This is a genomic window from Methylotenera versatilis 301 (assembly GCF_000093025.1).
Classification (GTDB): Bacteria; Pseudomonadota; Gammaproteobacteria; order Burkholderiales; family Methylophilaceae; genus Methylotenera; species Methylotenera versatilis.
Genome location: NC_014207.1, coordinates 2,259,780 through 2,280,339 on the forward strand (window position 1 = coordinate 2,259,780; position 20,560 = coordinate 2,280,339).

21 protein-coding genes are annotated in these 20,560 nt (G+C 43.5%); 11 read left to right on the plus strand and 10 right to left on the minus strand.

The window, feature by feature from the left end:
* The first annotated feature begins 8 nt into the window (after positions 1-8).
* On the plus strand, positions 9-1,130 hold the full coding sequence (dnaJ, locus tag M301_RS10275) for a molecular chaperone DnaJ (protein ID WP_013148712.1): 1,122 nt from the start codon (positions 9-11) through the stop codon (positions 1,128-1,130).
* Between the two features lie 86 nt (positions 1,131-1,216).
* Here the strand turns inward: dnaJ and parC are convergent, their stop codons facing one another.
* Both parC and M301_RS10285 read right to left on the minus strand, forming a co-directional pair.
* A complete protein-coding gene (gene parC, locus M301_RS10280; RefSeq protein ID WP_238524632.1) occupies positions 1,217-3,490 on the minus strand; it encodes a DNA topoisomerase IV subunit A in 2,274 nt (757 codons plus the stop codon).
* An 11-nt stretch (positions 3,491-3,501) separates the two neighbouring features.
* Positions 3,502-5,487 carry a DNA topoisomerase IV subunit B gene (locus tag M301_RS10285; RefSeq protein ID WP_013148714.1) on the minus strand — a complete coding sequence of 662 codons (1,986 nt, stop codon included), beginning with the start codon at positions 5,485-5,487 and terminating at the stop codon, positions 3,502-3,504.
* Between the two features lie 307 nt (positions 5,488-5,794).
* Between M301_RS10285 and M301_RS10290 the strand changes: the two genes are divergently transcribed.
* The 4 genes from M301_RS10290 to creD all read left to right on the plus strand — a co-directional run bounded on the left by M301_RS10290 (position 5,795) and on the right by creD (position 9,863).
* Positions 5,795-6,115 (plus strand): thioredoxin family protein, encoded by a 321-nt coding sequence (locus M301_RS10290; protein ID WP_013148715.1) that lies wholly within the window; start codon positions 5,795-5,797, stop codon positions 6,113-6,115.
* A gap of 26 nt (positions 6,116-6,141) precedes the next feature.
* Positions 6,142-6,816, plus strand: a complete 675-nt coding sequence (creB, locus tag M301_RS10295; RefSeq protein ID WP_013148716.1) for a two-component system response regulator CreB — start codon at positions 6,142-6,144, stop codon at positions 6,814-6,816.
* 137 nt (positions 6,817-6,953) lie between these two features.
* On the plus strand, positions 6,954-8,411 hold the full coding sequence (gene creC / locus M301_RS10300) for a two-component system sensor histidine kinase CreC (protein ID WP_013148717.1): 1,458 nt from the start codon (positions 6,954-6,956) through the stop codon (positions 8,409-8,411).
* 93 nt (positions 8,412-8,504) lie between these two features.
* The gene (gene creD / locus M301_RS10305; protein ID WP_013148718.1) at positions 8,505-9,863 is read left to right on the plus strand and encodes a cell envelope integrity protein CreD; all 1,359 of its coding nucleotides are present in this window, start codon (positions 8,505-8,507) and stop codon (positions 9,861-9,863) included.
* 78 nt (positions 9,864-9,941) lie between these two features.
* Here creD and M301_RS10310 read toward each other — a convergent pair whose 3' ends face one another.
* The 8 genes from M301_RS10310 to M301_RS10345 form a co-directional block, all read right to left on the minus strand.
* Entirely contained in the window at positions 9,942-10,202 is a 261-nt protein-coding gene (locus M301_RS10310; RefSeq protein ID WP_013148719.1) for a hypothetical protein, read from the minus strand.
* Positions 10,195-10,443 (minus strand): GIY-YIG nuclease family protein, encoded by a 249-nt coding sequence (locus M301_RS10315; protein WP_013148720.1) that lies wholly within the window; start codon positions 10,441-10,443, stop codon positions 10,195-10,197. Before M301_RS10315 ends, M301_RS10310 begins: the two co-directional genes overlap by 8 nt.
* 33 nt (positions 10,444-10,476) lie before the next feature.
* Positions 10,477-10,866: a lactoylglutathione lyase gene (gloA, locus tag M301_RS10320; protein WP_013148721.1), complete on the minus strand. Its 390-nt coding sequence runs from the start codon at positions 10,864-10,866 to the stop codon at positions 10,477-10,479.
* Between the two features lie 47 nt (positions 10,867-10,913).
* The gene (locus tag M301_RS10325; protein ID WP_013148722.1) at positions 10,914-11,165 is read right to left on the minus strand and encodes a YfhL family 4Fe-4S dicluster ferredoxin; all 252 of its coding nucleotides are present in this window, start codon (positions 11,163-11,165) and stop codon (positions 10,914-10,916) included.
* Complete coding sequence (gene coaD / locus M301_RS10330) at positions 11,165-11,656, minus strand: pantetheine-phosphate adenylyltransferase (RefSeq protein ID WP_013148723.1); 492 nt, start codon at positions 11,654-11,656, stop codon at positions 11,165-11,167. Before coaD ends, M301_RS10325 begins: the two co-directional genes overlap by 1 nt.
* A gap of 9 nt (positions 11,657-11,665) precedes the next feature.
* Positions 11,666-12,238, minus strand: coding sequence for a 16S rRNA (guanine(966)-N(2))-methyltransferase RsmD (rsmD, locus tag M301_RS10335; protein ID WP_013148724.1), 573 nt, complete (start codon positions 12,236-12,238; stop codon positions 11,666-11,668).
* Positions 12,239-12,319: 81 nt separating this feature from the next.
* On the minus strand, positions 12,320-13,630 hold the full coding sequence (locus M301_RS10340; RefSeq protein WP_013148725.1) for a M16 family metallopeptidase: 1,311 nt from the start codon (positions 13,628-13,630) through the stop codon (positions 12,320-12,322).
* Between the two features lie 171 nt (positions 13,631-13,801).
* Positions 13,802-15,127: a M16 family metallopeptidase gene (locus M301_RS10345; RefSeq protein WP_081439437.1), complete on the minus strand. Its 1,326-nt coding sequence runs from the start codon at positions 15,125-15,127 to the stop codon at positions 13,802-13,804.
* A 308-nt stretch (positions 15,128-15,435) separates the two neighbouring features.
* Between M301_RS10345 and M301_RS10350 the strand changes: the two genes are divergently transcribed.
* From M301_RS10350 to ftsX, 6 genes are all read left to right on the plus strand, one after another.
* A complete protein-coding gene (locus M301_RS10350) occupies positions 15,436-16,683 on the plus strand; it encodes an OmpP1/FadL family transporter (RefSeq protein ID WP_013148727.1) in 1,248 nt (415 codons plus the stop codon).
* A gap of 77 nt (positions 16,684-16,760) precedes the next feature.
* On the plus strand, positions 16,761-17,192 hold the full coding sequence (locus M301_RS10355; RefSeq protein WP_013148728.1) for a YeeE/YedE family protein: 432 nt from the start codon (positions 16,761-16,763) through the stop codon (positions 17,190-17,192).
* 8 nt (positions 17,193-17,200) lie between these two features.
* Positions 17,201-17,629: a DUF6691 family protein gene (locus M301_RS10360; protein ID WP_013148729.1), complete on the plus strand. Its 429-nt coding sequence runs from the start codon at positions 17,201-17,203 to the stop codon at positions 17,627-17,629.
* A gap of 95 nt (positions 17,630-17,724) precedes the next feature.
* Positions 17,725-18,726 (plus strand): signal recognition particle-docking protein FtsY, encoded by a 1,002-nt coding sequence (gene ftsY / locus M301_RS10365; RefSeq protein ID WP_013148730.1) that lies wholly within the window; start codon positions 17,725-17,727, stop codon positions 18,724-18,726.
* A gap of 36 nt (positions 18,727-18,762) precedes the next feature.
* On the plus strand, positions 18,763-19,449 hold the full coding sequence (gene ftsE / locus M301_RS10370; RefSeq protein WP_013148731.1) for a cell division ATP-binding protein FtsE: 687 nt from the start codon (positions 18,763-18,765) through the stop codon (positions 19,447-19,449).
* Positions 19,442-20,362 carry a permease-like cell division protein FtsX gene (gene ftsX, locus M301_RS10375; protein WP_013148732.1) on the plus strand — a complete coding sequence of 307 codons (921 nt, stop codon included), beginning with the start codon at positions 19,442-19,444 and terminating at the stop codon, positions 20,360-20,362. The genes ftsE and ftsX overlap by 8 nt, the downstream gene beginning before the upstream one ends.
* Positions 20,363-20,560: the final 198 nt, after the last annotated feature.

Genomic DNA, 20,560 nt, shown 5'->3' on the forward strand with positions numbered 1-20,560 from the left:
GCTGAATTATGGCAACTAAAAGAGATTATTACGAAATATTGGGCGTTAATAAAGACGCTTCAGAAGAAGAGATCAAAAAGTCTTATCGCAAACTTGCGATGAAACACCATCCAGATCGTAATCCTGACAACCCAAAAGCAGAAGAACAGTTCAAAGAAGCTAAAGAAGCTTATGAAATGCTGTCTGATGACCAAAAGCGTGCAGCTTATGACCAATACGGCCATGCAGGTGTAGAGCAAGGTGGCGGTGCAGGTGGCTTTGGTGGCGCAGGTTTCGGTGATGCATTTGGTGATATTTTTGGCGATATTTTCGGCGGTGGTCGTGCTGGCGGACAACGCAATAACGTTTACCGTGGCGCTGACTTACGCTACAACATGGAAATTTCGCTTGAAGATGCGGCCAAAGGGACTGAATCAAAAATTCGCATTCCTGTGCAATCTACTTGTGAAACCTGTAAGGGTTCGGGCGCACGCCCTGGCACGCAACCTGTAACCTGCACAACCTGTGCTGGTCACGGCCAAGTGCGTATGCAACAAGGCTTTTTTTCGGTACAACAAACCTGTCCAAAATGCCACGGTAACGGCAAAATGGTCAAAGATCCTTGCCCAACTTGTAGCGGTGCAGGTCGAACCAAACAGAACAAAACGCTCTCAGTTAAAATTCCAGCTGGTGTAGATGAAGGCGATAGAATTCGTTTAAGCGGCGAAGGTGAAGGTGGCGTGAATGGCGGCCCAACCGGTGATTTATATGTTGTGATTCATCTAAAAGAGCACAATATTTTCCAACGTGAAGGCGGAAACTTACACTGCGAGATGCCAATTAGCTTTAGTACAGCAGCTTTAGGTGGCGAAATCGAAGTGCCAACCTTAGGCGGCTCTGCCAAAATGAAAATTCCGGCTGAAACGCAAACAGGCGGCGTATTCAGGTTACGTGGCAAAGGTATTAAACCGCTACGCCAATCTGAAAGTGGTGATTTAATGGTGCACGTAGTTGTTGAAACGCCAGTCAAATTAACGGAAAAACAAAAAGATTTACTTCGTGAATTTGAAACCAGCACTCAAGCGGACTCTGGTAAACATAGCCCAAAAAATAAAAGCTGGGTAGATAAAGCAAAAGATTTCTTTGGTTAACTTACTCTTAAAACAAAACAGCCCGCAATAGCGGGCTGTTTTGTTTTAAGGCTTCATTGAAATGAGAAACTAAATTCAACTATAGATTAAAAGAGTGAAACTTGGCGCTTTACTGGAGCTTTAGTTTCCTTCACGTCATGCCCTTTTCTAGCACGTTTGAGCAAGAATTTACTTAAAGCTTCTCCCTCAAGCACTTTGACTTTACCTCTAATAATCACATTTGCAGAGAGTCCATCACTTAGCTCAATACGAGACAATGAAGCCTTATCTGGAATATCCATCATACGCACACCTTTACCGCCATTTGGGTACTCGTTCACTTCACTGATAGGGAACACCAAAAATTTATTTTCGGATGAAGTCACGGCAACGTGCGTACGTTCATCCAATTTGATTGGTGGCAATATCAAGGCACCATCTTCTGGCTTCATAAAAGCTTTACCAGCTTTAGGTCTTGCCACTAAGCCTTTCAACGGCGCAACAAATCCGTAGCTATTCGATGTGGCGAATAAGTATCGGTCGTCATCTTTACCAGAAAGTGCATGCGCTAATTTAGCGCCGTTTTGCACTTCAATGATTGAACTGAGCGGAATACCATCGCCCTTACCGCCTGGCACTGTCGAAGCATCGAAAGCGTAGCATCGACCATTAGTATCTAACAAGACAATCGGTAGCACTGTGCGTGTCTCAATCACAGCAAATTCGCCATCGCCTGATTTCCACACGATTGACTCGCGCTCAACACCATGACCTTGTCTAGCTCTAATCCAACCATTTTTAGAGATAAGAATAGTCACAGGTTCATCGACTACAAAAGCCTTTTGACCGCCTTGTACACGCTCTACTGGCTCGATTAATGTACGGCGGTTATCACCATATTTTTCTGCATCTTGTTTGATTTCTTTTGCCGTGAGTTTGCGTAATTTATTATCACTACCTAAGATGTTCTGCAAACCATCGGCTTCTTCACGTAAGTCTTTTAATTCTTTTTCAATCTTAAAGCCTTCTAATCTAGCTAACTGACGTAGTCTGATTTCCAGAATATCTTCGGCTTGTATTTCACTTAATTGAAACGCTGCAATCAAATCGGTTTTCGGCTCATCTGAATTACGAATCACACGAATCACTTCATCGATATGCAAGAAGGCAATCATGCGGCCTTCTAAAATATGGATACGTTTATTGATTTTGTCTAAATCAAACTGGCAACGTCTGCGCACCACATTCAGGCGGAAGGCAATCCACTCTTTAAGAATCGCAATCATGCCCTTTTGCGCAGGACGACCATCGGTGCCTATCATGACCATATTCACTGGGCATGAGACTTCCATGCTGGTGTGTAGCAGCAAGAACGCCATCAGCTCATCGCTGGAAACCTTGCTGGTTTTCGGCTCAATAATCAGACGAACATCTTTTTTGCCTTCGCTTTTCACCGTATCAATCATGCTCAAAGCAGATTGCTTCACTAGCAACTGATCTTGGTCTATGGTTTTTTTGTCTTTTTTCGGCTTAGGGTTCGATATTGCAAGAATTTCATCCTGTATCGTTTCCACAGAAACGCCATGCGGCAATTCATGAATGATAATGCGCCATTGTCCGCGTGCCATCGGCTCGACTATCCATCTAGCGCGCAGCCTCAATGAACCGCGACCTGTTTCATAGGTAGAAAGAATGTCTGCGGTTTGTGTAATCAGCTGACCACCACCTGGAAAATCTGGGCCAGGCACATACTGCATAAAATCAGCAGTGGTAGCGTCTGGATTATCCATCACATGCAACACTGCATTGGCGATTTCGCGCATATTGTGTGGAATCATTTCTGTTGCCATACCCACGGCAATGCCAGAAGCACCATTCAACAGCATCATCGGTAAACGTGCTGGTAGCAATACTGGCTCTTGAAAAGCGCCATCGTAATTGCTCTGAAAATCGACTGTGCCGCGATCAATTTCGGACAATAGCAAATCAGCAATCGGCGATAAGCGCATCTCGGTGTATCGCATCGCGGCGGCGCCATCGCCATCACGTGAGCCGAAGTTACCTTGCCCATCAATCAATGGGTAACGTAGCGTAAAGTCTTGCGCCAATCGAACCGCAGCTTCATACGCAGAGCTATCACCATGCGGATGGTACATACCGAGCACGTTACCAACCACGCGCGCAGATTTGACTGGCTTAACCCCAGCGATTAAGCCCATTTCTTTCATGGCAAATAGAATTCGTCGTTGTACTGGCTTTTGACCATCTTCTACTGAAGGTAGCGCACGACCTTTCACTACAGAAACGGCATAAGCTAAATAGGCTTCTTCTGCATATTCGCCAATTGGCACTGCATTTTCTTCATTATTATTTTCTAGCATACTGGTATCCATTAAACATCCGCCTCCACATCATTACCGCGACGTTCTATCCATTCTTTTCTGGCTGCAGATTCATTCTTCGCCATCAACATATCAAACATTTTGAGCGCGCCTGCCACTTCACCTTCGGGCAAACGTACCTGCACCAAACGACGTGTATCGGGGCATAAAGTAGTTTCCCACAACTGCTCTGGGTTCATTTCGCCAAGACCTTTGAAGCGCTGTATACCTAGCTTTTCTTCAGCGATACCTTCGCGTTTGAGCTTTTCTATCGTAGACATTTTCTCAGAATCATCTGACACATAGATTTTACGCAAAGGCTTGCTTTTGCCCTGGGCGGGTACATCAATGCGATACAGAGGAGGTTGTGAGATATACACATGGCCACGCTCAATCAGTTTAGGTGCGTGCCTTAATAGCATTGTGAGTAATAGCACCTGAATGTGCGAACCATCAACGTCCGCATCTGACAATATGCACAATTTTCCATAACGCAAACCTGAGAAATCAGGGTTATCTTTGAGCGTGTGTGGCTCAATACCTAGCGCCACAAAGATGTCATGCACCTCAGAGTTGCCGAATATGCGCCCTGCATCGACTTCCCATGTATTTAACACCTTACCGCGCAAAGGCAGTAAAGATTGGAACTCATTATTGCGCCCCATCTTCGCGCTACCGCCAGCGGAGTCACCTTCTACTAAGAACAATTCCGCTTCCATCGTCCCTGCCGCTTCACAGTCAGTGAGTTTGGCTGGCATGAGATTAATGCCGCTAGATTTACGCTTTTCAATTTTTTGCGTAGATTTATTACGTGCCGCCGCTGAGCGGTTCACCAAGTCTGAAATACGCTTTGCATGGTCTACGTTTTGACTCAACCATGTTTCCATATAAGGCTTCACGGCAGACGCCACCATTTTCATGGCATCGCGATTAGTCAGCTTCTCTTTGGTTTGACCTTGAAATTGCGGATCCAATACTTTTGCCGCCAACACATAACATACGTTATTCCACACATCTTCTGATGAGACTTTAACGCCGCGTTGCATCATGCTGTGATGCTCCATAAACGACTTAACCGCCTCAAATACCCCATTACGCATGCCAGCCTCGTGCGTGCCGCCAGACAGCGTAGGAATCAGGTTCACATAAGACTCACCGCGTCCGCCGCCTGAACCAAAAGATAACGCCCAAATCGCGCCCTCACCTTTTGATATGCCATCGGTATTCTCATGATGGTAAAACTCACCTGAAATAATAGGAATGGGCGTTTCATCATCTTCGTACTCGCGTTCGCCAATTAATTCGTCCAAGTATTGTGGCAGGCCATCAACATACGTCCATGAGCGCTCTTCAAAGCCATCATTGCCTTCAATTGACAATGTCACGCTCACACCACGCAGCAACACTGCTTTTGATTTAATCAAATGCTCTAACTGTTGAAGTGAAACCTTGGGCGAATCAAAGTATTTAGGATCAGGCCAGCACTTTACCGTGGTACCTGTATCTTTTTTAAGGCACTTGCCGGTTTCTGTTAAGGGTGTGACGCAGTTGCCATTTTCAAAAGAAAGACTATGCACTTTACCATCGCGCTTAACCGTCACGTCTAATCTTGTAGATAGCGCATTGGTGACAGAAACACCTACCCCATGCAGACCACCTGAAAAGCGATACGAACTATTTTCGTCTTCTTTATCAAACTTACCACCTGCGTGCAATTGCACGAACACAAGCTCCACAGCCGGCTGTGTTTCACCTTTAGGAATCTCTACTGGAATACCACGACCGTTATCAGACACCTCAACCGCACCATCTTTAAAAATAGTGACTTGAATAGTGGTCGCATGACCGCCCAATGCTTCATCGGCCGCGTTATCAATCACCTCTTGCACAATGTGCGTAGGAGATTCTGTGCGTGTGTACATACCGGGTCTGGCGCGTACAGGTTCTAATCCTCTGAGAACCTTTACCGAGTCTGCGTCGTATTCTTTTTCTGCCATTACTCTAACCTTTGAAATTGATGTTCCACGTCTAATTAAATCTGGCTTAATTTATTGAAGTTTAATTGACTTGGCGCTATTTTAAAGAACTAATTAACTTTTTGAGCGAGTTGCGATTAAAAATTCACTTTAACAGAGATTTGCGATATAACTGCAACAAGGATTCTGGTGATGATGAGTCTCCACAATTTCTGTGGATAACATTGTGAGGTGTATGGGGATATAAGCGCTAAGTCACTGCTATGGCTAGAAATCCAGAAATCGAACCAATTTTAAGCAATCACTTTAATGACCCTAAATAATCATCATGCAAAATACTCAAATGAATAAAGCCGATATTGAGCAATTAAAAGGGCTTACTGTCATTGAGTTTGGCACTAACTGGTGTTCTTATTGCCAAGCCGCTCAAGCAATCATAGCTAAAGCCCTACTTAATTATCCCAATGTGAAACATATCAAGATTGAAGATGGTAAAGGGCAGAGATTAGGGCGTCTGTATATAGTCAAACTTTGGCCTACGTTGATATTTCTAAAAGATGGTATCGAACTTACTCGCCTAGTACGCCCGAATAATGAGCAAGCCATTAGCGATGCCTTACATCAGATAACTAATGAAACATCACATTAAAAGCCTTTCTCATCTAAAATACTGGCATGCCACTCCATGTACTGATTATTGAAGACGAACCTGCAATCGCAGAAACGCTTATTTATGCTTTTAAAGAGGCAGGTATCGCCACCACACACAAGCTTCTAGGTGGCGATGCGATAACGCAAATTAAACAGCAGACTTTTGATTTTGTGATTTTAGATGTGGGCCTGCCTGATATGACTGGCTTTGATGTATGCAAGCTGATACGTGCTGAATCTAATATTCCCATATTGTTTTTAACCGCGCGTAATCATGAAATTGATCGCATTGTTGGCTTAGAAATAGGCGCCGATGACTATGTCACCAAGCCGTTTAGCCCTCGCGAGGTCGTAGCACGTGTGAATGCAATACTGCGTCGTACAGCGCTAAAACAAGAGTCTCAACATAAAAACGTGTCATTTGTAGTGGATGAGTTAGCCAATCGTATTCAATACCGTGGTCAGCTGTTAGATTTAACACGCTATGAATTCCTACTACTTAAAACTTTGATTCAGCAACCGCAACGCGTATTTTCGCGTAATCAATTAATGGATATTGTGTGGGTAAATGCTGAGAATACGTTGGAGCGCACTGTGGATGCACATATTAAGACTTTGCGCGCAAAATTACGCGCGGTTGATATGCAGAGTGAAGCCATCATTACGCATCGTGGTATGGGTTACAGCCTTCAGGCTTAAAATAAGACCATGATATTAGCGCTCAATATTTCAAACTACCCGTTTCGTCATTCCGTGCTTGACACGGAATCCAGTGACTTAAAGACACTAGATACCGACTTGCGTCGGTATGACAAAAAAGTAAATTGAGTTGAAAAATGAAAATTAGTCTTAAAATTTTCTTAGGTTATTTCTTACTGGTCGGCCTTGCGGCTTGGTTTGTGTTGTATGTGTTTGTCGATGAAGTTAAGCCTGGCGTGCGTCAAGCCATGGAAGATACGCTGGTAGATACGGCAAACGTACTGGCTGAACTTGCAGCAAACGATGTGAAAACTGACACGATTCAAACTGGTAACTTTGCGCAAAGCCTCATTAAATATCAGTCTCACGCCACCAAAGCGAATATCTGGGGTATCAAGAAACAATCTGCGGACTATCGTGTTTATATTACCGACACCAATGGCATTGTCATTTTTGATTCAGCAAATCTGGCACTGGGCCAAGATTACTCCAAATGGAACGATGTTTATCTCACGTTAAAGGGCAAGTACGGCGTGCGTTCCAGCCCTGCTGTGATTGGCGATGAAGAAAGCGACACGATTATGTACATCGCTGCGCCAATTAAAGACGGCGGTAAGATTATCGGCTCACTCACGGTAGCTAAAGCTAATCGCACCTTATTGCCATTTATTGAACGTGCGCAAAATAAAATTATTCGATGGGGCGCTTTATTATTTGGGCTTTCGCTCATTATTGGCGTGCTGTTCACATGGCGATTTACCCGAAAAATTAACGCATTGCGCGACTATGCAGTAAAAATCACAAACGGTGAAAAAGCTGCACCTCCAACATCCAGCAACGACGAACTCACTGAACTCGCTAAAGCGATGCAAACCATGCGCGGCGAGTTAGATGGTAAGCAATATATTCAAGACTCAGTGCAACACCTAACGCATGAACTAAAAAGCCCTATCACCGCCATTCAAGCATCGCTGGAGCTTATTTCACCCAGCATGCCGCCAGAAACCCAAGCGCATTTTTTGGCACAAATTAAAACGCAATCAAACCGCGTACAGACCATTATTCAAAACATGTTGGGCTTAGCAACGCTAGAACACCAACAGCAACTACAACACTTAACTACCGTAAATTTAAATGACTTAGTGCAAACGCAGATTACGCACTTAACTAACAAAGCCGTACAAAATCATGTTCTGTTTAAATTTTCACCACTTAACCCGATTGAGATTCAAGCGGATACATTTTTACTTGGTCAGGCGATATACAACTTACTTGAAAACGCGCTTGATTTTAGTCCGCCAAATGGTGAAATTAACATTGCTACTGAAACCAGCCAAACGCAAATCAAACTCACTGTAAGTGATATGGGAAGCGGCATTCCTGACTACGCTTTGGATAAGATATTTGATAAATTCTATTCCTTACCTCGCCCTGATTTTTCAATCAATGCTGGGCAAAAAAGCACGGGGCTAGGGCTAAACTTTGTACAAGAAGTCGTGAAACTGCATGGCGGTTCGGTCACGTTAGAAAATAGACCACTTCCAAATGGCGAGGTATATGGCGCAATTGCCACCATCACATTACAAAAAAAATAACTCAATACTTCACACTCACTTCACACAAGCACATCAAGGCTTCACCCACGCCTACTATTCTGCTAACTCCACATTACACATTCGGAGTTCATCATGAATCGGGCATTTATTTTTAAAGTCATCGGGATTTTCCTTCTCACCATGGTCATGTCGTGGGCGGTGATGTACATCAACTCGCTAATTTCTGAACGACAAAATCGGCAAAATGAAGTTAAACAGGAAATCGCAAAAAGCTCTGCAGGTGAGCAGACCATTACAGGTCCAGTATTAGTGGTGCCATATATTGAAGAGTATGCAGAAACCACTACAGAAAACGGCATCAAAAAAACCGTCAATATACGTGAGCAACACTGGAAGTTTATTCTGCCTGAAAATCTAGAGTTGAAAGGTGGTTTCACCAATCAGTTTAAGAAACTCGGTATTTATAAGGCGTTGATGTATGAACTAGGCGGCAATTTCAAAGGCACATTTAAACTCCCTGCGCACTTAGGCATTAGTGCACAACGTCAGAACAGTACACTTAGCGTTCAGCCTGCTTACATTGCTATCGGCATTAGCGACCCACGTGGCATTAGCGGACAGCCAGAATTCACTTGGAATAGCCGCACGCTTAATTTTGAGCAAGGTAGTAATGTGCGATTATTAGGCAACGGCGTTCACGTACAAGTTGGTCAGATCGAAAATGCTTACGAACAAAATATTGCATTTGAGTTTAAGCTTAACTTGCGCGGTATGGAAAATTACAACTACGTGCCTATCGCGGAAAACAATGTGATTAATCTGCAATCTAGCTGGCAGCACCCGCATTTCGGCGGCAGTTTTTTGCCTGACCCAACCACTCAAAAGATCTCACCTGCGGGCTTTCAGGCACAATGGGCGGTCTCATCACTATCTAGCAGCAACCAAGCTTCATTAATCAGCAATCTGGAAAGTGGTGAAAGAAAAAATGAATTAGAAACACTTAACATAGGCTTTGTTGAGCCGATTAACGTCTACAGCCAAGCCGACCGCGCAACTAAATACGGACTACTATTCATAGGCTTAACTTTTGCTGGCTTCTTTATTTTTGAAATCTTGAAACAATTACGCATCCACCCAGCTCAGTACACTTTTGTTGGCTTAGCTATGGCTTTGTTCTATTTACTACTTATTTCACTATCAGAACATATCAGCTTTGCGTCAGCCTACTTCTCTGCAAGCTTAGCCTGCGTAAGTTTATTAGGCTATTACCTGAGCTATGTATTAAAAAGTAAAGCAAACGGCATGCTGTTTGCTGGCTTGCTCACCTCTCTTTACGGCGCCTTGTACGCTATATTAGCCTCAGAAGATAACGCATTACTTATGGGTTCGTTGCTGGTGTTCGGCTTACTGGCTGTGACCATGGTGATTACGCGTAAGGTAGATTGGTATCAAATCAGTGCTAAAGAATCCCCTTCATTTAACAACGTATAAAGTATTGTGAATACTGAATTAATTATCATACATATTAACTAGTTACTCATATAAAAAAGCCCGCAACTGCGGGCTTTTTTATAAACTTAAACTTGTCAGAATAGCGGTCAACTCTTTAGCCGTATCTGTAAAATCTTCAAACCTTTTACCCGCTGTTTTAGCATACCAATACTTGCTGTTCCACTCATCACCTTCAATTTTATGCAATACAGCATGCAGCCAATTGGCAGAGGTATCTTTATGGTCTTGCGCGATATTATGGGCAGTATCCCAGTCACCATCTAGTGCAGCTTGCACGGCAATTTTTAGTTGAGCAACATTCAACACAGTGTTACTCATTAAAGTATTGCAGTTTTTTATTTCTTGGTAGACTCTTCAATTGCGCCTCAGCGACGCTGGCGCTTGATCTATCAGGGTACGGCTTTGAAGCGATGATTTTAATTGGTGGATTGGCGCGAGTGTAACGCGCACCTTTGCCTGATACGTGGGTGGCAAAACGCGCTTCTACATCATTGGTAATACCTGCGTAATATGCGCCGTTATTGCATTCCAGCAGGTATAAAAACCAAGAGGTAGTCATGAGTTTTAAACGACTAAATTAAAAACAACTGAATTAATAAGTTCCAGCTTGTATGAACTCAACTTTGTAGCCATCTGGGTCTTCTACAAAAGCAATCACCGTGGTGCCGTGCATCATGGGTCCTGCTTCACGGACGACTTTTCCACCTGCATTTCGTACAGCCTCACAGGCTTTATATGCATCATCGACTTCTAATGCGATATGCCCATACGCTTTGCCCATGTCGTAGCTTTCTACGCCGTAGTTATATGTAAGCTCTAGCACTGTATGGTCACTTTCTGCGCCGTAACCTACAAAAGCCAAAGTAAACTTACCATCGGGAAAGTCGTTATGGCGTAGTACCTTCATGCCTAAAACTTCAGTATAGAACTTGATTGAACGCTCCAAATTACCAACACGGAGCATAGTGTGTAGCATGCGCATATAAATTCCTTTTTCGTTATTGTGTAACCATTATTATGGTGTAGTCATTATTTAACAGAGGTGAGCTGGTAGTATTTCTGCATCAATTGGTCTTTAGATTCAACCACGTTAGGATTGAATGGAATACAGTCAATTGGGCACACGATTTGGCATTGCGGTTTGTCGTAATGCCCTACGCACTCGGTACATTTATTGGGGTCGATTTCATAAATCTCTTCGCCCTGATAAATAGCACCATTAGGACACTCTGGTTCGCAAACGTCGCAATTGATACACTCATCAGTAATCATTAAAGCCATTATTTGCTGCCTAGCTTTTCATTAATGGCATCATCCACCGTAGGCGATACGAACGCATGCACGTTGCCGCCAAGCACTGCCACTTCGCGTACTAAACTTGAAGAAATGAACATAAATTGTTCTGATGGCGTTAAAAATAAGGTTTCAAATTGCGGGTAAAGTTTACGGTTCATCCCTGCTAACTGAAACTCATACTCAAAATCAGAAGCTGCGCGCAAGCCGCGAATCACCATCTTTGCGCCTTGATCTTGCACAAACTGCATCAATAAACCACTAAAACCAACCACTCTAATATTATCTGCATGTTTAAAGACGCTTTTAGCCAATGCTACGCGCTCATCTAAGTTAAACAGCGTTTTTTTGTTTGTGCTGCCAGCAACAGCCACAATCACTTGATCAAACAAATCCGCCGCGCGACGCACAATATCCTCATGCCCCAAGGTAATCGGGTCAAAAGTGCCAGGGTAAACTGCGATACGATTTTTACTCATATTCGTCACTTAGTCGTTAGTATCTGTTGATTTTAACAGATGATAAAACACATTACCCGCTTTGCTTTGTTTGACGACTTGCCAGCCTGCTACAAACTCAGCATTTTCATCAAGTGCGTACTCAGCTTCTGCATACACAAAACCATCAGGCTTTAAATGTTGCAAGAGCAAAGGCAATACTTTTGGGAGCCATTGTTGATTGTACGGTGGGTCTAAGAAAATCAGGTTGAATTTTTGTTGATTAGCATTCAGAAAAAGCATGGCATCTTGATGCAAAACCTGCGCTTGCTCGGCTTTTAATAGCTGCTTATTCTCAAGCATGGCTTTATAAGCGGGCATAGATTTTTCTACCAAGGTGACCGAGGTTGCGCCACGAGATAGTGCTTCAAAACCCATCACACCAGTACCCGCAAATAAATCCAAACAAGTTTGACCTGTTAATTCCTGCCCTAGCCAATTAAATACCGTTTGCCGCACGCGCTCTGGCGTGGGACGCAAGCCAGTTGCATCAGGGAACTTGATTAAGCGGCTTCGCCATTCGCCAGCGTTAATGCGCACGGTATTTAGTTTTTGTGTTGCCATTTGAATTTGCTGGTTTACTAAATATAAACCAGCATTTTACTACTAAAGACCTTGGCAAATTTATGTAGCTACTTCAAAAGCCTACTTTGCCGCATCACCGACAATAATTGTGACAAAATTCTCGGCTTTCAATCTGCGGTTAAACGCTTCTTTAATTTGCGCGGTAGTGACACTGGCTACTTTTGCGTTGTAGTCATCTAGGTAGCTAAGTGGCAGTTTGTAAAAACCAATCACGGCTAGATAGTCCAAAATCTTGCCATTACTATCAATACGCATAGGAAAGCCGCCAATGATGTTGGCTTTTGCGGCTTTTAACTCAGATTCCGTAACGCCATCTTTAAGAAATTTATCTAAAGTTTCACGCACTAATTTCAGCGCATCGTCTGCCTGGTCTTTTTTGGTTTGCAAGCCAATTTGGAATGGGCCTAGCTCTGCCATCGGCATGAAGTAGCTGTACACGCTGTACACCAAACCACGTTTTTCACGCACCTCTTCAGTTAAGCGTGACACAAAACCACCGCCACCCAAAATGTAATTACCCACATACAAAGGAAATAAATCTGGATCGCCACGTTTAATGCCTGGGTAACCTAATAAAATATGCGATTGTGATGCCGGATGCACAATACGTTGCTCTATCGCTTTAGTTGGATAAGCCACAGGTGGAATCGGCGCAATCGCCACAGACTTAGGCATGCCACTCGATATATTTTCTGCAATTTTATTTGCTTGCTCGCGTGTTAAGTCGCCAATCATGGCAATCACTGCACCCTTTGCGCCATAATATTGACTGTAAAAGTTTTGTAGATCTTCACGTTTAATTTTAGCAACGGTATCGACTTCACCACTTTCATCCAAGCTATACGGATGCGACCCATACATCGCTTTCATAAAAGCCTTGTTTGAAATACTTTCGGGCTGCGTTTCAGCTTCTTGCAAGCCAGAAATAATTCGTGCTTTTTCACGCGCCAACACCGCTTCCGGAAAGTCAGGTTTCTGTAGAACTTTTATAAACACATCTAACGCGAGCGTTTGTTCACGTGCGCTGCTTAAAGTTCGTAATTTGAACCCAGCACGATCAGCATCAAAATCTCCGCTCAGAATAGCGCCAATATCCGCCATTTTATTAGCAATGACTTCATCAGTCATGCCATCTGCACCCAATGTCATCATGTATTTAGTAATGCCTGCCACGCCTGATTTCTCAGCGGTATCATGCGCGCTGCCTGCAGCAAAATTGACGCTTAAATCGACAATCGGCAGATCATGATTTTCTACAAAATAAACCTCAGAACCAGTGCTGGTTTGCCATTGCTGGATTTTGACTGCAGCGTTACTGTTAAGTGCAACTAAGCTACTCACTACAATTGTTAAAATTTGAATTATTTTCATTTTATTACCTTAACTGGATTTCCGCCAATGCGGGAATGACGAACTTTAAAATTAACTTAACTCAGTCAATTGAAAATGGCTAAGCAAGACTAGGCGCTCAATGCCGACGTGTATGTTTTATACACGAGGTGTTGTGCAACAACGTATTGCGACGCTATTTTCAATTGACGCTCAATGTACATGGGGCTTGCCTTGCGGCTTCGCATTCGGATCTATCGGCTGCGGATCTAAAGTCGCAATGGTTAAATTATCTTTAACTAGATATTTCTTAGCGACCGCTTGCACTTGCTCTGACGTCACCGCGCGTAACTTTGCTTGGTAGCCATCTAAAATCTTCCAAGAGAAGCCAATCGTCTCTACCGTACCTATCTGCATGGCTTGGTAAAACATCGAGTCGCGTTGATAAACGTCTGAGGCAATCACACCAGCTTTAACGCGATCAAGCTCTTCAGTGGTCACACCAGATGTTTTGATTTTTTCTATTTGTTGCAGCAAAGCCGCCTCTACTTCATTCACGGTTTTGCCTTCGCTTGGCGTGCCGTCTAATTCAAATAAGCTCAAACGTCCGCGTTCCAAAAGGTCATAGCCAGCACTTACATCGACAGCCAGCTGTGTATCTCGCACTAAGCTTTGATTAAGTCTCGCAGCGGGATTGCCACTTAACACGCCAGCTAATACTTCTAGCGCATACGGCTCCCAGTCTGACTCTGGGTTATTCAATGCAGGTACATGGTAACCCATGAGAATATATGGCTGTTTAGCTGGCGCCTTAACTATAATGCGACGCTCGCCAATTTGTGGCGGCTCGACTTGTGGCTTACGTGCAGGCAATACTTTTGGCGTTAATTTACCAAAATACTGTTGAGCAAGCTTGTAAACATCACCTGCTTTTACATCACCAACCACCACTAGCGTGGCATTATTAGGCGCATACCAGTTGTGATACCACTCACGCGCATCTTCATAAGTCATATTTTCTAGATCGTTCATAAAACCAACAACCGGTCGTGCGTATGGGTGTGCGCGATAAACCGTGCCCTGAAAAGCCTCATTCACCATGGCTTGCGGCTTATCATCGGTGCGCCAACGACGCTCTTCCATCACCACTTTAATTTCTTTATCAAACTCTACTTTAGTCAGCTGTAGGTTCGCCATGCGGTCAGCTTCTAACTCAAAAGACAGTGGTAATTGTGACTTTTCAAGTTGCTGAAAGTAACAAGTGTAATCAGCACCAGTAAAGGCATTCTCCTTACCGCCTGCTGCTGCGATTAAGCGTGAAAACTGACCTGCTTTCACTTTTTTAGTGCCCTTAAACATCATGTGTTCGAGCACGTGCGCTACGCCAGTTTTACCATTCACTTCATCCATACTGCCAGCGCGATACCACACCTGCGAAACCACCACTGGCGAGCGATGGTCTTCTTGCACTACAAGTTTTAAACCATTATCAAGTTTGAACTCCTGTATTGAACTTTCTGCAAAAACGGTAATTGGCATTGCTAACATTAAAATTAATAAGCTTTTGATACGCACCTTGTACTTCTCCAAATTCTTGTTAATGACTGTCTTCTAAATAAATCTTATCTGATTATAGCTTGGCTAAGGTTTTAAAGTCGCCATCATTCTAAACCAGCTGTGTGACATGAACAGTTGCGCGTTAGTTCATCACAGAAAAATACCAAGCTAAAATGCAATTTATATTATTCCAAATAATTATATGCTTATCCAAATAAAGTATTTTCGCTTATTTAAATTAGTGGATAAAGTGACCTGCACACAACCAACTGTAGCAACAAAGGCAAGCAATGAAACTTACACTAAAATTCCTACCTCTCATTATTATTGCAGCATCAGCCGAGGCCAACGCCACTGATGGCTACTTTACACATGGTTATGGCGTTAAATCTCAAGGGATGGGTGGTGTAGGCATTGCATTGCCGCAAGATGCACTAGCAGCAGCTGCAAATCCTGCTGGTATGGGTTTAATTGGTGACCGTGTTGACTTCGGCGTAACTTGGTTTAGGCCGCAACGTGAATCTGAACTGGTTAACACTGCTGGCGGCTCAAAGTTTTTTGATGGCACCTATGACGCGAACGATACTGAAAATTTTATCATTCCAGAATTCGGCTACAACCGTCAAATCAACTCTAATTTAACTTTGGGCGTGAGTGTTTATGGTAATGGTGGAATGAATACCGATTATAAAAATGGCATTCCTTTATTTGGCAGTACTGGTAGCGCGGGGGTTGATTTAATACAGGTATTTGTAGCGCCTACTGTCGCTTGGAAACTTACGCCAACTCAAACCGTAGGCGCCTCTCTAAACCTAGCTTATCAACGGTTTGAAGCGAAGGGGCTGCAAGGCTTTGCCCCAGCAAGCACATCCCCAAGCAATCTAACTAACAATGGTCACGACAACTCCTACGGCGCCGGTCTGCATTTAGGCTGGATTGGTCAAATCAATGATGTGGTTAGTTTGGGTGCAAGCTATCAAAGCCGTACCTACATGAGCAAGTTTGACAAATATAAAGGCCTGTTTGCTGAGCAAGGGGATTTTGACATTCCTTCAACCTATGGTGTTGGTATTGCAGTCAAAGCAACACAACAACTCACACTAGCTGCTGATGTAGAGCGTATCAATTATAGTGATGTGGCTTCTGTTGGTAATGCTTCTTTATCAAACCTTGGAAATGGCCTAGGTTCTGATAATGGCGCGGGGTTTGGATGGCGTGACGTGACTGCGACTAAACTAGGTGCCAGCTATGCCTATAGCGATGCACTCACGCTTAGAGCAGGCTACAATCATTCAACGCAACCCATTCGCCAAACGGATACTTTGTTCAACATCCTTGCTCCTGGCGTCATTCAAGATCATTTCACACTAGGTGGGACTTGGGTACTTGCCAATAAATCTGAAGTTTCACTCTCATACATTCACGCATTTGAAGAAAAGGTCCATGGAAACGGCTCTCTCCAAGGCTTTGGCGGCGGTGAAGCCAACCTAAAAATGTATCAAGACTCACTCGGCATTGCTTACGGCTGGCAGCTTTAGTTTAAGTTATAATTTACGCAACAAAGCCGCGCGCATAAGGTGTGTGGCTTCTTTTCATTTAACGTTAATGAATACTTATGACAATCGACTGGAATCACTTTACGCCTTGGTCTGCACTTGCTGGTGGTGGACTAATCGGCATTTCCGTAGCGCTTTTAATATTATTAAATGGCCGCATTGCTGGCATCACTGGCATTATCGGCAGATTATTTAAGCCTGTTAAAGGCGACGTAGCTTGGCGTATTGCTTTTACTTTTGGATTAATTATTGCGCCTATTATTTGGCTTCTATTCGGTAAATTACCTGAAATCACAATTGATGCAAATTATGGCTTATTAGTCGCTGCTGGCTTAATTGTCGGCTTTGGCGCCCGCCTCGGTTCAGGCTGCACCAGCGGCCATGGCGTATGCGGAATCTCTCGCTTATCGCCTCGCTCCATTGTCGCCACTCTTGCCTTTATGGGCACTGGGTTCTTAACCGTATTTATTGCGCGTCACTTACTGGGTTGATTGTAAAAATGAAGAAGCATTTAAGTGTTATTACTGCATTGTTTTCTGGCCTTATATTTGGCTTTGGACTTATTCTAGCGGGTATGGCGAACCCCGCCAAGGTATTAGCTTTTTTAGACATTACTCCACTATGGGATCCTTCTTTAGCGCTTGTTATGGGCGGGGCAATAGCCGTTGGCTTCGTAGCGTTTAAAATTGCAGGTAAACGTACAAACAGCTTTTTAGACTTACCTATGAATATTCCTACTTCGCGATTGATTGATAAGCGCTTAGTAATTGGCGCTCTCATATTCGGGATTGGTTGGGGTTTAGCTGGTATATGCCCTGCGCCCGCATTTGTATTGCTCGGTACAGGAAGTATCAAAGGTGTTGTATTTCTAATTGCAATGTTAATTGGCATGGGCATCTTCGAACTTACTGAAAGTCGCCCTAAGTAACAATCACCAACCAAGGATTAAAAGCAACTTCACGGCACGAGCCGAAAATTAAGTTAAAATAGCACTTATCAAATCCGCCAAAATATTGAGTAGCTATGTTCGATTTTTTCAAAAAAAAACCATTTCAGCCTGAGCACGAAGAAACTACTGAGCAAGTAGATACTGCACTCACCGAAGCGCAAGTAGCCGCACAAAGCTGGAGTGAGCGCCTAAAACAAAGCCTCAGCAAAACACGTAAACAGCTCGGCAATCAACTTGCCAGTTTGTTTGGTGGCGGCAAAATCGACGCAGAAGTTTATGAAGAGCTAGAAACTATTTTAATCACTTCAGATGTAGGCGTGAATGCTACTAAAAACCTGCTTGCCGACATTAAAAACCGCGTAAAAGTGCAAAGTCTAGATGATACAGTTCAGCTTAAAGCCGCGCTAAAAGAAGCTATGTCTGACTTACTTACGCCACTACAAAAGCCGCTCGATACCAGCGGCCAAAAGCCCTTTGTGATTATGCTAGCAGGGGTGAATGGCGCAGGTAAAACTACGTCAATTGGCAAGCTTGCGCATGCATTTCAAGCAGAAGGTAAGTCTGTACTCATTGCCGCAGGTGATACATTTAGAGCTGCCGCACGCGAACAACTGCAAATTTGGGGAGAACGCAATAACGTACATGTCGTTTCGCAAACCAGTGGTGACGCGGCTGCCGTGATGTTTGATGCCATCAACTCAGCAAAAGCTAAGAATATCGACATCGTACTAGCAGACACTGCAGGCCGCTTGCCTACGCAAATGCACTTAATGGATGAAATTGCCAAAGTTAAACGCGTGATGGATAAAGCCCTGCCTGGTGCACCTCACGAAGTGTTATTGGTGCTAGACGCTAACACTGGCCAAAATGCCGTGACGCAAGTAAAAACCTTCGACGACGCACTAGGTGTTACAGGCTTGGTTCTTAGTAAGCTAGATGGTACCGCTAAAGGCGGCGTCATTGCGGCGATTGCTGAAGCACGCCCTATCCCAATTCGTTACATTGGCATCGGCGAAGGCATAGACGATTTACGACCGTTTATTGCTGCGGATTTTATTGATGCAATGATTGATTAATAATTTCATTCACCATTTAACGATATAATCTCTTCAATGATTAAATTCGACCAAGTCACCAAACGCTACCCCGGTAGCAATGAAGCTTTAAAAAACGCCAGCTTTACGATTGAAGCGGGTGAACTGGCATTTGTGACGGGGCATTCTGGCGCAGGTAAAAGCACCTTACTTAAACTCATCGCGGCAATTGAGCGCCCTACTAGCGGCACTGTGCTTATCGCTAACCAAAATATCAGCAAACTTAAACCATCCGCAATTCCATTTATGCGCCGCAAGTTTGGTTTGATTTTTCAAGATCATAAATTGCTATATGACCGCAATTGCTTCGAAAATGTGATTCTGCCTTTGCACATCAACGGCATCACAGGTAATGAAGCTGCAAAGCGTGTGCGTGCTGCTTTAGATAAAGTTGGTCTATTACATAAAGAAAAAGCCATGCCAATTACGCTATCAGGTGGCGAGCAGCAGCGCTTAGCGATTGCACGTGCAGTGGTGAGTCGCCCTTCTATTTTGATAGCAGATGAACCAACGGGTAATTTAGATGCGAGTTACGCGGCAGACATTATGGCGATTTTTCATGCGTTTCATCAGGTTGGCGTGACTGTTATTGTTGCAACGCACGACGCTTTAGGCATGAGCACTACACAAAATCGCGTGCTACATCTTAATCAAGGCCAACTTACGCATACTCAATCTGGGCTTGATGGAGTTCATCATGAATAACTGGATTAACCAGCACATACAAACCATTAAATTGGTGCTTGGTCGTATGCAAAATAATACATTATCGACATTCATGATTAGCCTTGTGATTGCTGTTGCACTGTGTGTGCCAGGACTATTTTATTTGGGTGTAGATCATTTATCCAAATTTACTAATCACATGCAAGATGAAACAGAGATTAGCCTTTTTCTAAAGCTTGATGCAGATAAAGATGCCGTGACAGAAATCGGCGAGGTTTTAGCAAAGAATGATTCGATTAAAAGCTTTCATCTTGTCTCCAAAGAAAATGCATGGCAGGCACTTAAGAATAAAACCGAAGCTGACAATGAAACAGACAGTAAAATTGCCGATCTAGAAAAGAATCCATTACCAGATGCATTCTTCATTCAAGCTAAATCTACAGAGCCTGAAGCTCTAGAAACTCTCAAACAAGCGCTTCAAAGCATTCCTGGGGTTGAACACGTATTGCTGAATACTGATTGGGCAAAGCGCTTATCTGCACTATTAACACTAGGCAAAAAGATTATATTATTTGTAACCGCCCTACTTGCTGTCGCTTTGCTAGTCATTATCGGCAACACCATACGCATGCAAATACTCACACAAAAAGATGAAGTGATAGTAAGCAAACTGATAGGTGCAACCAATAGCTTTATTCGCATTCCATTTTTATATGCTGGCATTCTTTACGGATTATTTGGCGGGCTATTGGCAATCTTCATGCTGATGTTAGCGGTGAAAGTGTTTAATCTATCTGTGCAACAACTATCCAGCTTGTACAGCAGCGACTTCAGCTTACCTTTATTCAATGGTCAGCTTTTTATCGGCATCATCGGCTTCGCCAGTTTCATTGGCTGGCTGGGATCATATCTCGCTGTCTCTCGCTCCATCGCCTCAATTAAAATTAATTAAGACATTTCCATAATGTTTGAGTAACTCTTACCTCTGAGTAGAGGTAAGAGTTACTCAGTTAATTAGGCTTTGCAATCAATGCTTCTCTCATTAAGTCGCAACTGTTAAGTTATGTAATTTCAACGAGCTAACCTTAGTACTAGACATAAATTTCATATATATTTACTGCAAGAGTGTGAGTTACATGCTCAGTAGACA